This window comes from Streptomyces iakyrus, assembly GCF_000717055.1.
GTDB classification, from domain to species: domain Bacteria; phylum Actinomycetota; class Actinomycetes; order Streptomycetales; family Streptomycetaceae; genus Streptomyces; species Streptomyces iakyrus.
This window is the reverse complement of sequence record NZ_JNXI01000004.1, coordinates 277,263-291,817: the sequence shown is the minus strand read 5'-3', so window position 1 is coordinate 291,817 and position 14,555 is coordinate 277,263. Positions and strand designations below refer to the sequence as shown.

Below are 14,555 nucleotides of genomic sequence, written 5' to 3'. Positions count from 1 at the left end.
GGAGCCGCCTTCGCCGGAGAAACCCAGGAGAACCGCGGAGGACGTATGACCACCCTGGCCGATCCCGTGCCCGGCGGCCGTCCCGGCGATGTCGCGCGGGCCACCGCGCTGAGCGGCGAGCTCGCCGGCCGGGGCGTGCACGGTGTGGTGCTGGCCTATGTCGACACCGCGGGCATCGGACGGGTGAAGACCGTCCCGACGGCCCGGCTCGCCGCCGCGGCGGCGTGGGGTGTCGGCATGTCGCCGGTGTTCGACACGTTCCTGGCGGACGACTCCATCGTCACCACCGACGTCCTGGGCTCCCCCGACGGCGATCTGCGCCTCTTCCCGGACCTCGACCGGCTCGTCGTGCTGGCCGGGCAGCCCGGCTGGGCCTGGGCGCCGGTGGACCGTGTCACCCAGGACGGGCAGCGGCATCCCGGCTGCACCCGCACGTTCCTGCGCCGGACGGTCACGGAGGCGGCCGGGCGGCACGGCCTCACCTTCAGGGCCGCCATCGAGGTCGAGTGGACCGTGGCCCGGGGCGACGCCCCCGGCGACGCGTTCGTGCCCGCGACGACCGGCCCGGCGTACGGGGCGGCCCGGCAGGTCGAGCTCGGTGACTACACCGCCGACGTGCTGGCGGCGTGCGCGGCCCAGGGCATCGACGTCGAACAGGTCCATCCCGAGTACGCGGCCGGGCAGTTCGAGATCTCGGTGGGTGCGGTCGACCCGGTGGCGGCGGCCGACCGCAGCGTGCTCGTCCGGCAGACCGTGCGGGCGGTGGCCCAGCGGCACGGATTGCGGGTCTCGTTCGCCCCGGCCGTCGTGGGGCAGGGCGTCGGGAACGGGGGACACGTCCACCTGTCCGCCTGGCGTGACGGGGTCAACCTGCACGCCGGGGGCGAGGGCCGGTACGGCATGACGGCCGAGGCGGAATCGCTCACGGCCGGCATCCTCGCCCACCTGCCCGGTCTCACGGCCGTCACCGCCCCGAGTCCCGCCAGCTACCTGAGGCTCAGGCCCTCCCAGTGGGCCGGTGTGTTCACCGCCTGGGGCCGTGAGACCCGGGAGACGGCGCTGCGCGTCGTCACCGGCACCGCGGGCCTGCGCGAGCAGGCGGCCAACCTGGAGATCAAGCCCGTCGACCTGGCCGCCAACCCCTATCTCGCGATCGGCTCCCTGATCGCCGCCGGGCTGGACGGCCTGGCGTCGTCCGCAGCCCTGCCGGGCGAGACCACCGGCGATCCGGCCGGCCTGGGCGAGGAGGAGGCGGCCGCCCGGGGTGTGCGGCGGCTGCCGGTGTCGCTGGAGCGGGCCGTCGAGGAGTTCCGCGCGGACACCGTCCTGCGGGCGGCCCTCGGCCCGGTCCTGGCCGACGCGGTGATCGCCGTGCGGCGGGGAGAAGCGGCGTCCGTCGCCGGGCTGGACGACGACCGGGTGGCGGCGGCGTACCGCTGGAGGTACTGACGTGGGCGCGGTCCGCGAGGCGCTCGATTCCGTGCGGCTGGTCGACCACCACTGCCACGGCACCGTCACGGCCGATCTCGGCCGCGAGGCCTTCGAGTCCCTCATCACGGAGGGCGAGGCGTGGCCGGGCGTCTCGCCCTTCGACAGCCCCGTGGGCGTGGCCGTGCGCCGCCACTGCGCTCCCCTGCTCGGCCTGCCCCGGCACGCTCCCCCGGGGGAGTACCTCGCCCGCCGCTCGGATCTGGGCTGGCGCGAGGTGCAGCGCCGCTTCCTGCATGCCGCGGGCACGGACGTCTTCTGCGTCGACACCGGCCACGTCCCCGAGCGCCTCACGACGCCGGGTGACATCGCGGAGGCCGCGGGCGGGACGGCGTACGAGGTCGTCCGGCTGGAGGGCGTCGCGGAGGCGGTGCGGGGCGCCGGGGTCGAACCGGACGCGTACGCGCAGGCCTTCGGAGCGGCCGCGCTGGAGGCCGTGCGGTGGCCCGGCGTGGTGGCCGTGAAGTCGGTGGCGGCCTACCGCACCGGCTTCGGCCTGGACCCGGCCCGCCCCACGGACGCGGAGGTCACCGAGGCGGCCCGGCACTGGCTCGTACGGGGCGGGCGTCTCGACGACCCGGTCCTCGTGCGGCACCTGCTGTGGACGGCCGTCGATCTCGGCCTGCCGCTCCAGCTGCACACCGGGTTCGGCGACCACGACATCCGGCTGCACCGAGCCGACCCGGCCCTCCTCACGGACTGGCTGCACCGCACCGCCGGCACGATCCCCGTCCTGCTCCTGCACTGCTGGCCCTACCAGCGGCAGGCCGCCTACCTGGCGGCGGTCTTCGAGCAGGTGTACCTCGACGTCGGCCTCACCCTGCACTACGTCGGCCCCGCCCGGGCCGGTGCGGTCCTCGCGGAGGCCCTGGAGATCACACCGTTCCGCAAACTCCTGTACAGCTCCGACGCCTACGGTGTGCCCGAGTTCCACCACCTCGGGGCGCTCGCCTTCCGGCAGGGCCTGGCCGGCCTGCTCCAAGAGCGGGTGGACGCCGACGAACTGGCCCTGCCGGACGCCCTGCGGATCGCCCGCTGGACGGGGCGGGACAACGCCCTGCGGGTCTACCGGCTGCAGACCGACGGGCCGCAGGACGATTGAACAGGCGTGTGGCCGGTCACAGTTCTCCGAGAGCGGCTACCCAGGAAGTCCGAACGGCTGAAAGTATGATCAAGCAATGTCTGACATGACCGAAACCACGCCCGGCTGGCTGTCCTCCGACGAACTGGAGATGACACGCGCCCGCATGCCGATCCTGTACGTCGAGGCCGTCCCGGTCCGCGTCGACGACAGCGGCGAAGTCACCAGTGTCGGCCTGCTGCTGCGCATCGGGCCCGACGGTACGGTCAGCCGGACGCTGGTCTCCGGCCGCGTGCTGCACCACGAACGCGTCCGCGACGCCCTCCTGCGCCATCTGGAGAAGGACCTCGGCCCGGTCGCGCTGCCCCGGGTCCCGGCGTCGCTCCAGCCGTTCACGGTCGCGGAGTACTTCCCGACGCAGGGCATCACGCCGTACCACGACCCGCGCCAGCACGCGGTGTCCCTCGCCTACATCGTGCCGGTGACGGGTGACTGCCGGCCCCGGCAGGACGCCCTCGACCTGGTGTGGTTCAGCCCGCAGGAGGCCGTCTCGGAAGCGGTGCAGAGCGAGATGCCGGGCGGGCACGGGGTGCTGCTGAAGCAGGCGCTGGCGCATGCGGGTTGCGTGATCTGAGGCCTAAGCTCTATCACGTGACCGACCTCCGGCCGGGAGGCGTACGCGATGGCGGCAGAGCAGGACCCGTTCCCGGGGCAGGCCCACCTGCCCGAGCTGCACGTGCGCCTGCGCAGCGAGCTGGGCCGGATCGACGAGCAGCTGCGCGCCATGCTGGACGCGATGGACCGGATGCAGGGCCTGCTGGACGCCGTGGTGGCCATCAGCCGTGAGGTGGAGCTGCCCGCGGTACTGCACCGCATCGTGACCACCGCCATGGACCTGGTCGGCGCCCATTACGGTGCCCTCGGCGTGCTCAACGAGACCGGTGAGCACCTGGAACAGTTCATCACCGCCGGCCTCTCCGAGCGGGAGCGGGCCGACCTGGCGGATACCGGCCTGCCGACCGGCCGGGGTGTCCTCGGACATCTGATCAGCCACCCCGAGCCCCTGCGGATCAGCGACATCCCGGCCCATGCGGCGTCCGTCGGCTTCCCGTCCGGGCATCCGCACCTGCGGACCCTGCTCGGCGTCGCCATCAGCGTCCGCGGCGAGATCTACGGCGACCTGTACCTCTCCGAGCGCCGCGACGGGCAGCCCTTCGACGTCCATGACGAGAACGTCGTGATGGCCCTGGCCAGCGCAGCCGGCATCGCGATCGAGAACGTCCGTCTGTTCGAACAGGTGCGCGTCGGAGCCGAGCAGTTCCAGCGGCTCCTGCTGCCCACGCTGCCCGACCTGCGACCGTTCACCGCCGCGGCCGTCTACCGGCCGGCCGCGGAACCCAGCAAGCTCGGCGGTGACTGGTACGACGCCATTCCGCTGCCCGGCGATGTCGTGGCGGTCGTCATCGGCGACGTGGTCGGACACGACCTGCACGCCGCCGCCACCATGGCGTCCACCCGCAACATGCTGCGCGCACTGCTCTTCGACGGGGGCAGTTCGCCGGCGGCGGTCCTGACCCGGCTCGACCGCACACTTCAGGCGGTCACGCCCAACCCGGTCACGACCACCGCTCTGGCCCGGATCGAGCCGGAGGGGCACGGCTGGCGACTGCACTGGAGCACCGCGGGGCATGTCCCGCCCCTGCTGATCACCCCGGAGGGCCGGGTGGAGATCCTGACCGCCGAGCCCGGGCTGCCGCTCGGGGTCGACCCCGGAGAACCACGCCCCGACCACTCCCGCCTCCTGCTCCCCGGCACCACCCTGCTCTTCTTCACCGACGGCCTGATCGAGCATCCCTCCCACTCCATCGACGAGAGTCTGGGCCAGCTGGCCGAGCTCGCCGCGGTCCACAGCGCCCTGCCCCTGCGGGAATTCGTGTGCGCCCTGGCCGATCACCACCCCAGCGACGGTCACGACGACATGGCCATCCTCGCCCTGCGCACCCCGCCCGCCTGACGCCCGCACGCCCTTGAGGACCGATCATGCGGTTCAGCGGTGTTGTGGAGGTTCCAGGAGATCCGGCGGATGATGGTCGGGGAGATGTCGAAGCGGAGGTCCCCGATGGCTGTCGCGCGGCAGGCAGGGTCCCGGCGCGGCGGCTGGGCCGTCCTGGAGATGTGTGCCGTCGCAGCGCTGTACTACGGGTCTGCCGAGCTGGGACTGCTCCAGCAGCTGGTCCGTGAGCAGGTCACTCCGCTGTGGCCGCCGAGCGGCATCGCGGTGACGAGTCTGCTCCTGCTCGGGCCGCGGGTCTGGCCGGGGATCGCCCTCGGCGCGTTCCTGGCCAATATCGCCCTGGGGCCGTCCGTGTGGGCCGTCCTCGCGATCGCGGCGGGCAACACGCTCGCACCCCTCTGTTCGTACGCCCTGCTCCGCCGCGCGGGGTTCCGCAGCGACCTGAACCGGCTGTGGGACGCGCTGGCCCTGATCTTCTTCGGTGCCTTCACCGGAATGCTGGTCAGCGCCACGATCGGCAGCGGAACACTGGCCCTCACCGGAGTGCTGGATGCCGCCGACTTCGCGTCGGCCTGGGCGGTCTGGTGGACCGGCGACGCGATGGGCGTCCTGGCGGTCACACCCTTGCTGCTCGTGCTCCGCTCGGCCCGATGGCCTCGGGGCGTCTCGATGTCCCGGTGGGCAGAGGTGATCTTGCTGGCGGCGGCCACGGTCTGTGTCGGTTTCGTCGAGACCGGCAGCGCACCCCTGCTGTTCCTGGGCTTCCCGCTGCTGATCTGGGCCGGCTTCCGCTTCGGGCTCGCCGGGTCCGCGCCCTGCGCCCTCGCCGTGTCGACCTTCGCGATCGTCGCCGCCGCGCAGGGCTCCGGCCCGTTCGCCGGTCAGGACCTGTTCACCCAGATGCTCACCCTGCAAGCGTTCAACGGATCCGCATCGTTGACCGCGCTGCTGCTCGGAGTGGCCGTCGGTGAGCGCGCTCAGACCGAGCGGGAGATCACGCAGGCGTGCAGGCAGCTCGCCGAGATGGCGACCAGGATCGCCACCAGCGACAACCGGCCGGCGCTCCCCGCCCGCAGAGATGACCAAGAGGCCGTATCCGTGGAATCCGATACGGCCTCAGGCTCACTGCCCAACAGTCGGGACGACAGGATTTGAACCTGCGACCCCTTGACCCCCAGTCAAGTGCGCTACCAAGCTGCGCCACGTCCCGTTGCCCGTCTGACCTGGGGATTCCCCCCGGCCGAACGCGCAGGGAAACAATACCGCACTCGCACCGCTGATCGCGCATCCGTTTCCGGGGGACGCCGCTTGACCTCAAGTTGGGTTGAGGTTGCACGCTCGTCGTCATGACCGACGTGACACTGACGCACACGTACACCTATGCCGATCTGCCGGGGCTGATGGGCCTGATGACCGGCGACGAGAAGCACGGCCCGGCCGCGACGTCCACGCTGGACGTGCTGTGGGTCCTCTACGACCGCGTGCTGCGAGTGAGCCCGGAGAGCCGGGAGGACCCGGAGCGGGACCGGTTCCTGCTGTCGAAGGGGCACGGACCGATGGCGTACTACGCCGTGCTGGCCGCCAAGGGCTTCCTGCCGGTGGAGTGGCTGCCCGGCTTCGGCTCCTACGACTCCCCGCTCGGCCACCACCCCGACCGGACGCTCGTGCCGGGGGCCGAGATCGGCAGCGGGTCGCTGGGGCACGGGCTGCCCATCGCCGTGGGTACGGCGCTGGGGCTGCGCGCCCAGGGGCGCGACGAGCCGCGGGTGTGGGCGCTGACCGGGGACGCCGAGCTGGACGAGGGCAGCAACCACGAGGCGATCGCCTTCGCCGGGCCCGCCGGGCTCGACCGGCTGCACACCGTCGTCGTCGACAACGCCTCCGCCACCTATGCGCGGCCCGGCGGGATCGCCGCCCGTTTCGAGGCGGCGGGCTGGTCCGCGCTGACCGTCGACGGCCGTGACCACGACGCCCTGTACGCCGCCTTCACCGCGCCGCACCCGGGCCGCCCGCACGTGGTCGTGGCCCAGGTCGAGCCGAAGTCCATCTGAATCCGCACCGAAAGGAACCTCTCCCCCATGGACACCATGCGTGACCGTTTCGCCCCTGTCGTCTCCCGGCTCCTCGACGAGGATCCCCGGGTCGCCGTGGTCCTGGCCGCGATCGGCACGGACGGCTTCGCGGGGGCCGCCCGCCACCATCCCGGCCGGGTCGTCGACGTGGGCATCCGCGAGCAGCTCCTGATCGGGGCGGCGGCGGGGCTGGCGCTGACCGGGTTGCGGCCCGTCGTGCACACCTTCGCCAGTTTCCTCGTGGAGCGGCCCTTCGAGCAGGTCAAGCTGGACCTCGGGCACCAGGACGCGGGGGCGGTGCTGGTGAGTGCCGCCGCCTCCTTCGACTGGCCGGCCGGGGGGTACACGCACATGGCGCCGGGCGACGTGGCTCTGCTCGACACCCTGGACGGCTGGACCGTCCACGTGCCGGGGCACCCGGACGAGGCCGAGACGCTGCTGCGGCACGCGGTCGCCGCGGGCGACGACAAGGTGTACGTACGCCTGTCCGTACAGGCCAACGGACAGGCGCAGCCGGTCGACGGGGAGCATTTCCTCACGGTTCGTGAGGGGCGCTCCGGTGTCGTGGTCGCCGTCGGGCCGATGCTCGACGCCGTCCTCGCCGCCACCGAGGGGCTGGACGTCACCGTCATGTACGCGACCACCGTCCGCCCCTTCGACGGCGCCGCCTTGCGCCGGGCCACCGAGACGGCCGGGACGGACGTCGTCCTCGTCGAGCCCTACCTGGCGGGCACCTCGACGGCCGCCGCGAACGACGCGCTGGCGGATGTGCCGCACCGGATCCTCGGGCTGGGCGTGGGCCGTCGGGAGCTGCGGCGGTACGGGCAGGTGGCGGAGCACGTCGCCGCCCACGGCCTCGACGCCCGGTCGCTGCGGGAGCGCATCGGGGGCTTCCTCGGGGCGGCGGCCGCCCGGGTGTGAGACCGGGAGGACGTCACTCCGCCGGCAGGCCGAGCCGGGGGTGTGCCTCCAGGAGACGGACCGGGGCCGCCTGGCGCCAGGAGTCGGCGAGGATGTCGCGCAGTTCGGCCTCGTCCTCGATGGCGTCGAGCCGGGCCCGCACCCAGGCGAACTGGGACTCGTGGTCGGCGATCCAGAACTTCCCCGGCTCAGCGAGCACCAGTTCGTTCCGCTCCTCCTTGGGGCAGCGCACGGCGATGGAGGTCTCGTCCTCCGGCAGCGTGGCGAACATCTTCCCCGCGACCCGGAACGTGGGCATGCTCCAGGCGATCTTCTCCGTCGTGTCCGGCAGGGACAGGGCGATCCGTCGTACGTCTTCGGCATCCGGCATGGCAGGCACGGTAGCGGCTCCCACTGACAATCACCTGGTGAGAGGGGTTGCCGGTACGTGCTTGTAGTAGATCGTCGTCGGGCGCAGCACTCCGCCGGGGTCCGCCGCGTAGTCGGGGATCGCGCCGGCCGGGGTCCAGCCGGCGGACCGGTACAGCCGCTCGGCGGGGCTGCCGGTCTCGGTGTCCAGGTGCAGGAGGGTGATGCCGGCCGCCGCGGCCGCGTCCTCCGCCGTGGTCAGGAGCCCGCGGCCGAGGCCGCGCCCACGGGCGTCCGGGTGCACCATCAGCTTCACGAGCTCGGCGCGGTGCAGGCTGTTGGCCTTGTCCGGGAAGGCCAGACTGACCGTGCCGAGCACCCGGTCCCCGTCGAGCGCCGCCCAGACGGCGAGTCGGCCCGCCGCGACGTCTGCGGCCCGTTCCTGCCACCAGGCCAGGGCCTGCGCGCGGGCGAGCGGGGCGAGGAAGCCGACCGAGGCACCCCCGTTCACTGTGCCGACCAGCAGATCCGCCAAGTCCCCAGCACGTTCCAGCAGTTGAGCCGCGTCCAGTCGGATCACGGCCGCACCACCGCCAGCAGGTACCGGACGCCCTCGGGAGCGGCGCACCGGAACCGGGTCGGGCCCCACACCCGCATCCGCAGGCAGTCCCCGGTGCGGAGGTGGTGCTCGGTGTCCTGCTCGGTCACGTCGAGAGCCCCTTCCAGGATCCAGAGGTGCTGTTCGAGACCGGCCATGGGCGAACGGTCGTAGGCGATATCGGCGCCGGGGGCGAGGCGGGCCTCGACCAGTTCGCCGCGCAGGGCGGGGTGCGGGGGCGACACGGACCGCCGGACGAAGCCGGAGGTCCGGTCCTGCCAGAGGGGCTGCGCGGCGGAGCGGACCACGGCCTCCGGTTCGGCCTCGACCTCGCTGAGCAGCTGGGACATGGTGCGCCCGTAGACAGCGCACAGGCGGTTCAGGAGCGAGGCCGTGGGGCTGGTCTCCGCCCGCTCGGCCCGGGACAGGGTGGACCGGCTCACCCCGCTGCGGTCCGCCAGCTCTCCCAGGGACCAGCCGTGTTCGGCCCGCAGTCCGGCCAGGCGTGCGCCCAGCCGCACGTCGACGGCGTCCACCTCGTCGTGTCTCATATCCAGGACGCTATCCCAGATGTGAGACGGTCGTGTTACGGGCCGCTCACACCCGGGCGGCCGCGCCGAGCGCTTCCAGCACCGGCCGGATGAGGGGGTGCTCCTCGGCGCCCCTGCGGACGGCGGCGAAGACCCGTCGCGTCGGGGCCGTTCCGTCGACGGGGCGTACGACCACCCCGGTGAGGTCCATGCCGCGCAGCGCCGAGCGCGGCACCAGGGCGACGCCCGCGTCGGCCGAGGCAAGGGCGACGACCGCGCGGAAGTCGTCCGAGCAGTGCTCCATGCGGGGCTGGAAACCGGCGTTCTCGCAGGCCAGGATCACCACGTCGTGGCAGGGGTTGCCGGGGTACTGGCCGATCCACGGGTCCTTGGCCAGGTCGGCGAGCGGCACCTCAGGCGCGTCGGCCAGGCGGTGGGTGACCGGGACGACCGCGTCGAAGGGCTCGGCGTACAGCGGGACGTGGGTCAGGCGCGGGTCGTCCGCGGGCGGGGCCCCGCGGTACTCGACGGCGACGGCGACGTCGACCTGCCGGTCCAGCACCATGGGCAGGCTGGCGTCGCCCTCGGCGTCCTGGACGCGGATGCGGATCCCGGGCGCCGAGCGGGCGAGACCGGCCACGGCGGGCGCGACGACCAGGGCGATGCCGGTGGCGAAGGAAGCCACCGTGACGGTGCCGGCCGCTCCCGAGCTGTACGCGGCGAGCTCGGCCTCGGCCCGCTCCAGCTGGGCGAGGACGGCGTTGGTGTGGTTGAGCAGGATCTCGCCGGCGGGGGTGAGCCGTACGCCCTTGGCGCCGCGCTCGACGAGCCGGTGGCCGGTCTCCTGCTCCAGGGCGGCGAGCTGCTGGGAGACGGCCGACGGGGTGAGGTACAGCGCGGCGGCAGCCGCCGTCACCGTACGGTGGTCGGCCACCGCCCGGAGGATGTGGAGCCGCCGCGCTTCGATCATGCGATCGATTGTCTCAAATGCACCGGGTGCTGCCGGTCAGCCCTCCAGCTCCGCCCGTGCCGCCACGAAGGCGTCGACGGCGCGGTTGACGTCGTCCGTGGAGTGCGCGGCCGACAACTGGACGCGGATCCGGGCCTGGCCCTGCGGCACCACCGGGTAGGAGAAGCCGATGACGTAGACACCGCGCTCCAGCAGCAGCTCCGCCATGCGCCCGGCGACCGCCGCGTCACCGGTCATCACCGGGGCGATGGCGTGATCGCCGGGGAGGACGTCGAAGCCCTCCTCGGTCATGCGGCGGCGGAAGAGGGCCGTGTTCTCGGCGAGCCGGACGCGCAGGTCGTCCGCGGCCTCCAGCAGGTCGAGGACCTTCAGGGAGGCCGCCGCGATCACGGGAGCGAGGGTGTTGGAGAACAGGTACGGCCGGGAGCGCTGGCGCAGCAGGGCGACGATCTCGGCGCGGGCGGCGACGTAGCCGCCGGAGGCACCGCCGAGGGCCTTGCCCAGCGTGCCGGTGATGATGTCGACGCGGTCCATGACGCCGTGCAGTTCGGGCGTGCCGCGGCCGCCGGGACCGACGAAGCCGACCGCGTGGGAGTCGTCGACCATGACCATCGCGTCGTAGCGGTCGGCCAGGTCACAGATCTCGCGCAGCGGGGCGACGTAGCCGTCCATGGAGAAGACGCCGTCGGTGACGATGAGGCGGCGGCGCGCGTCGGAGGCCTCCTTGAGCCGGGCCTCCAGTTCGGCCAGGTCGCGGTTGGCGTAGCGCAGGCGGCGGGCCTTGGACAGGCGGATGCCGTCGATGATGGAGGCGTGGTTGAGGGCGTCGGAGATGACCGCGTCCTCCGGCCCGAGCAGGGTCTCGAACACGCCGCCGTTGGCGTCGAAACAGGAGGAGTAGAGGATCGTGTCCTCCTGCCCCAGGAAGGCGGACAGGCGCGCCTCCAGCTCCTTGTGCACCTCCTGCGTGCCGCAGATGAAACGGACGGAGGCCATGCCGTAGCCCCAGCGGTCCAGGGCCTCGTGGGCGGCGGCGACGACCTCGGGGTGGTCGGCGAGACCGAGGTAGTTGTTGGCACAGAAGTTGAGGACCTCGCCGGGGCGGCCGCCCGCGGTGACGTTGACGGTGGCGGACTGCGGGGTGCCGATCACGCGCTCGGGCTTGTGCAGGCCGGCGGCACGGATCTCGTCGAGGGTGGCGCGCAGGTCGTCGCGCACGGAGTCGAACATGGGGGAAGCTCCTAAGGTGCTCGCGGTGACGGGGAGTTACGCGGTCCAGTCGAGGATGACCTTGCCGCCGCGGCCGCTCGCCGCGTCCTCGAACGCCGCCTCGAAGTCGCGGTGGCCGTAGCGGCCGGTGATGACGGGCGCGAGGTCCAGGCCGGCTTCCAGCAGGACCGACATGGCGTACCAGGTCTCGAACATCTCGCGGCCGTAGATGCCCTTGACGGTGATCATCGAGGTGACGATGCGGGCCCAGTCGACGGGGAACTCCTCGGCGGGCAGACCGAGCATCGCGATCCGGCCGCCGTGGGTCATGTTGGCGATCATGTCGCGCATGGCCTCGGGGCGGCCGGACATCTCCAGACCGATGTCGAAGCCCTCGCGCAGTCCGAGGGTGCGCTGCCCGTCGGCGATGGTCGAGCCGGAGACGTCGAGCGCGAGGCTGACGCCGATCTTGCGGGCCAGTTCCAGCCGCTCCGCGCTGACGTCGGTGATCACGACGTTGCGGGCACCGGCGTGCTTGGCCACGGCTGCGGCCATCAGGCCGATGGGGCCGGCGCCGGTGATCAGGACGTCCTCGCCGACGAGCGGGAAGGACAGCGCGGTGTGCACGGCGTTGCCGAACGGGTCGAAGATCGCGGCCACGTCGAGGTCGACGGGCACCCGGTGCACCCAGACGTTGGCGGCGGGCAGGGCGACGTACTCGGCGAACGCCCCGTCCCGGCCCACGCCGAGCCCCACGGTGGCCCGGCACAGGTGCCGGCGCCCGGCCAGGCAGTTGCGGCACTTGCCGCACACCAGATGGCCCTCGCCGCTGACCCGGTCGCCGATGCCGATGTCGGTGACGTCGCGGCCGGTCTCGACGACCTCCCCGACGAACTCGTGCCCGAGCACGAGCGGGGTGCTGATCGCCTGCTGGGCCCAGCCGTCCCAGGCGCGGATGTGCAGGTCCGTGCCGCAGATTCCGGTGCGCAGCACCTTGATGAGGACGTCGCCGGGCCCGACGGTGGGCTCGGGGACGTCAGCGAGCCACAGCCCGGGTTCCGCCTTCTGCTTGACCAGCGCCTTCACCGCTACGGCTCCTGGGGGTGGGTCCCGGCTCCGGGCATGCCGTAACAGCCCCTGGGCCGGGAGAGGAGTGGGATCGCACTGCAATCTGCCGTACGGCGGCCGACCGGTCCATCGAGGATTTCTTAAGCGCCGCCTCAGCTTTCCTTCACGCCCTCGGGGTCCCGGCCGGGCTTCAGTAGGGCGGCAGGCCGTCCCGGCTCTCCAGTTCCACGACGAGCAGCGCGGCGTGCTCCTTGATCGCCGTCAGGCCGGGCTTCCCCCACGGGCGCGGCTCGACGTCCGCGACGCTGACCGTGCCCAGCACCAGGCCGGTGCCGTCGATGAGCGGCGCCCCCAGATAGGAGCGGATGCCGAACTCGTCGACCACCGGGTTGCCCGCGAACCGCGGATAGTCGCCGACGTCCTCCAGGACGAGGGCCTTGCGGCGGGCCACCACATGGGGGCAGAAGCCGTGGTCGCGGGGCAGGGCACGGCCGAGGCGCGGGCTGGCGCCGTCGCTGCGCACCACCGGCGCGACGGCCGGCACGAACAGGCCCGCGTAGAACTGCCCGTGCTCGTCGGGGAGGTTGACCATGGCGTACGGCGCCCCGGTGAGCTCGGCGAGGCGGTGCGCGAAGGCGTCGAGTGCGGGTTCGGGGCGCTCCCCCAGGCCCAGTCGGCGCAGACGGCGGGTGCGGGCGGGAGCCTCCGTGTCCTCGGGTGTGAGCAGCAGACGACCGGCCGGGCGCGGCGGGTCGTAGGTCATGGGCGAGCTCCTGGGCCGTGGGCTTGCGTCATATATGAACTCCGTGGCGGGTGTAAGGGGATCACATGTGGGCGCCGTACTCCGTCGCGGGGGCCGGGGTATGGGCGATGAGATGACGTACCAGGGTCAGCAGGGTCTGGACCCCGGAGCTGGAGATCCGCGCGTCGCAGCACACGACGGGGACGTCCGCGGACAGATCCAGCGCGCCGCGCACCTCCTCGGGGTCGTAGCGGTAGGCACCGTCGAACTCGTTGACGGCGACGATGAAGCCGAGGCCGCGCTGTTCGAAGAAGTCGACGGCGGCGAAACACTCCTGAAGCCGGCGGGTGTCGGCGAGGATGACCGCGCCGAGCGCGCCCTCGCACAACTCGTCCCACATGAACCAGAAGCGCTCCTGCCCGGGCGTGCCGAACAGGTACAGCACGTGCTCCGGGTCGAGGGTGATACGGCCGAAGTCCATGGCCACGGTCGTCTCGACCTTGTTCTCGATGCCGTCGAGGTTGTCGGTCGCGGCGCTGACGGTGGTGAGCAGCTCCTCCGTGCTGAGCGGCGCGATCTCGCTGACCGCGCCGACGAAGGTCGTCTTGCCCACGCCGAACCCGCCCGCCACCAGGATCTTCAGCGCGGTGGGGAACGGGTCGGCGCCGTGGCCCGGTCCGTCGGTGTAGTCAGAGCTGTCGTCGTAGTCCATCGAGCACTGCCTCCAGAAGGGCCCGGTCCGTCGGGTTGTGGTGGAACGCGGGGGGCTTGGTGGTCAGCGCCCCGCAGTCGACGAGGTCCGCCAGCAGCACCTTGGTGACGGCCACCGGCAGTTTGAGATGGGCGGCGACCTCCGCGACGGCGACGGGCACCCGGCACCGTTCGAGCGCCTGCACGTGTTCGGGGCCGAGATAGCCGAGGGGGGTCGCCCCGGTGGCCATCACCTGCGACACGAGGTCGAGCGCGACGGTCGGACGGGTGCGGCCGTTGCTGACCGTGAACGGCCGCACCAGCCGCCCGGCCGCGTCGTCGAGCCAGGGCCCGTCACCGGCCGCCGTCACGCTCAAGGCCTCATCGCCGGGGATTCGACGGACTGCCGGGGTGCGGTCACCAGGTAGGGGCGGACGCTCTTGACCAGCATGGCCATCTCGTAGCCCAGCACGGCCGCGTCGGCCTCGCGGCCGGCGAGCACGGCCAGGCAGGTGCCGGAGCCGGCGGTGGTGACGAACAGCAGGGTCGAGGCGAGCTCTACGACGACCTGCCGCACGTCGCCGCCGTCGCCGAACCGGACCCCGGCGCTGCGGCCGAGGGAGTACAGACCAGAGGCCAGGGCGGCCATGTGGTCGGCGCTGTCCGGGTCGAGGCCGTGCACGGATTTCACGAGGCCGTCGCAGGACAGCAGCACGGCGGCGCTCGTGTGCGGTACGCGCTGTACGAGACCGCTCATCAGCCAGTCGAGATCGGAAACATGGGCGGTCGGCGCATCGCTCGCCATGGTGGATCGACTCCTTGGG

At 72.6% G+C, this 14,555-nt stretch carries 17 protein-coding genes and 1 tRNA gene; 7 read left to right on the top strand and 11 right to left on the bottom strand.

From position 1 onward, the window contains the following. Nucleotides 1-45: 45 nt before the first annotated feature. The 5 genes from OO68_RS09455 (at nt 46) to OO68_RS43025 (ending at nt 5,738) form a co-directional block, all read left to right on the top strand. Nucleotides 46-1,449: a type I glutamate--ammonia ligase gene (locus OO68_RS09455; RefSeq protein ID WP_033307758.1), complete on the top strand. Its 1,404-nt coding sequence runs from the start codon at nt 46-48 to the stop codon at nt 1,447-1,449. Between the two features lies 1 nt (nt 1,450). Next, nucleotides 1,451-2,590: an amidohydrolase family protein gene (locus OO68_RS09450; protein ID WP_033307757.1), complete on the top strand. Its 1,140-nt coding sequence runs from the start codon at nt 1,451-1,453 to the stop codon at nt 2,588-2,590. A gap of 85 nt (nt 2,591-2,675) precedes the next feature. Then, complete coding sequence (locus OO68_RS09445; protein WP_033308005.1) at nt 2,676-3,203, top strand: NUDIX hydrolase family protein; 528 nt, start codon at nt 2,676-2,678, stop codon at nt 3,201-3,203. A 48-nt stretch (nt 3,204-3,251) separates the two neighbouring features. After that, on the top strand, nt 3,252-4,583 hold the full coding sequence (locus tag OO68_RS09440; protein WP_051814555.1) for a PP2C family protein-serine/threonine phosphatase: 1,332 nt from the start codon (nt 3,252-3,254) through the stop codon (nt 4,581-4,583). Nucleotides 4,584-4,688: 105 nt separating this feature from the next. Next, on the top strand, nt 4,689-5,738 hold the full coding sequence (locus OO68_RS43025; RefSeq protein WP_245236936.1) for an MASE1 domain-containing protein: 1,050 nt from the start codon (nt 4,689-4,691) through the stop codon (nt 5,736-5,738). On the opposite strand, the gene OO68_RS09430 is transcribed toward OO68_RS43025, so the two are convergent. Beyond that, nucleotides 5,720-5,793 (bottom strand) — tRNA-Pro (locus OO68_RS09430). The genes OO68_RS43025 and OO68_RS09430 overlap by 19 nt on opposite strands. A 136-nt stretch (nt 5,794-5,929) precedes the next feature. Here OO68_RS09430 and OO68_RS09425 point away from each other — a divergent pair. Further along, nucleotides 5,930-6,634 carry a thiamine pyrophosphate-binding protein gene (locus OO68_RS09425; protein ID WP_033307755.1) on the top strand — a complete coding sequence of 235 codons (705 nt, stop codon included), beginning with the start codon at nt 5,930-5,932 and terminating at the stop codon, nt 6,632-6,634. Nucleotides 6,635-6,661: 27 nt separating this feature from the next. Then, nucleotides 6,662-7,576 carry a transketolase family protein gene (locus OO68_RS09420; protein ID WP_033307754.1) on the top strand — a complete coding sequence of 305 codons (915 nt, stop codon included), beginning with the start codon at nt 6,662-6,664 and terminating at the stop codon, nt 7,574-7,576. A 13-nt stretch (nt 7,577-7,589) separates the two neighbouring features. Here OO68_RS09420 and OO68_RS09415 read toward each other — a convergent pair whose 3' ends face one another. From OO68_RS09415 to OO68_RS09370, 10 genes are all read right to left on the bottom strand, one after another. Next, a complete protein-coding gene (locus tag OO68_RS09415) occupies nt 7,590-7,946 on the bottom strand; it encodes an MmcQ/YjbR family DNA-binding protein (RefSeq protein ID WP_033307753.1) in 357 nt (118 codons plus the stop codon). A 30-nt stretch (nt 7,947-7,976) separates the two neighbouring features. Next, complete coding sequence (locus OO68_RS09410; RefSeq protein WP_033307752.1) at nt 7,977-8,504, bottom strand: GNAT family N-acetyltransferase; 528 nt, start codon at nt 8,502-8,504, stop codon at nt 7,977-7,979. Beyond that, nucleotides 8,501-9,073, bottom strand: coding sequence for a helix-turn-helix domain-containing protein (locus tag OO68_RS09405; protein WP_033307751.1), 573 nt, complete (start codon nt 9,071-9,073; stop codon nt 8,501-8,503). Before OO68_RS09405 ends, OO68_RS09410 begins: the two co-directional genes overlap by 4 nt. Before the next feature lie 46 nt (nt 9,074-9,119). Further along, on the bottom strand, nt 9,120-10,022 hold the full coding sequence (locus tag OO68_RS09400) for a LysR family transcriptional regulator (RefSeq protein WP_033307750.1): 903 nt from the start codon (nt 10,020-10,022) through the stop codon (nt 9,120-9,122). A 36-nt stretch (nt 10,023-10,058) separates the two neighbouring features. Further along, nucleotides 10,059-11,252: a glycine C-acetyltransferase gene (locus OO68_RS09395; RefSeq protein ID WP_033307749.1), complete on the bottom strand. Its 1,194-nt coding sequence runs from the start codon at nt 11,250-11,252 to the stop codon at nt 10,059-10,061. A 36-nt stretch (nt 11,253-11,288) separates the two neighbouring features. After that, nucleotides 11,289-12,317, bottom strand: coding sequence for an L-threonine 3-dehydrogenase (gene tdh, locus OO68_RS09390; RefSeq protein WP_033307748.1), 1,029 nt, complete (start codon nt 12,315-12,317; stop codon nt 11,289-11,291). A gap of 172 nt (nt 12,318-12,489) precedes the next feature. Continuing rightward, the gene (locus tag OO68_RS09385) at nt 12,490-13,062 is read right to left on the bottom strand and encodes a GAF domain-containing protein (protein WP_033307747.1); all 573 of its coding nucleotides are present in this window, start codon (nt 13,060-13,062) and stop codon (nt 12,490-12,492) included. A 61-nt stretch (nt 13,063-13,123) separates the two neighbouring features. Next, a complete protein-coding gene (locus OO68_RS09380) occupies nt 13,124-13,753 on the bottom strand; it encodes a GTP-binding protein (RefSeq protein ID WP_033307746.1) in 630 nt (209 codons plus the stop codon). After that, nucleotides 13,731-14,102, bottom strand: coding sequence for a DUF742 domain-containing protein (locus OO68_RS09375; protein WP_033307745.1), 372 nt, complete (start codon nt 14,100-14,102; stop codon nt 13,731-13,733). Before OO68_RS09375 ends, OO68_RS09380 begins: the two co-directional genes overlap by 23 nt. Nucleotides 14,103-14,104: 2 nt before the next feature. Then, on the bottom strand, nt 14,105-14,536 hold the full coding sequence (locus OO68_RS09370) for a roadblock/LC7 domain-containing protein (RefSeq protein ID WP_031135180.1): 432 nt from the start codon (nt 14,534-14,536) through the stop codon (nt 14,105-14,107). Between the last annotated feature and the right edge of the window lie 19 nt (nt 14,537-14,555).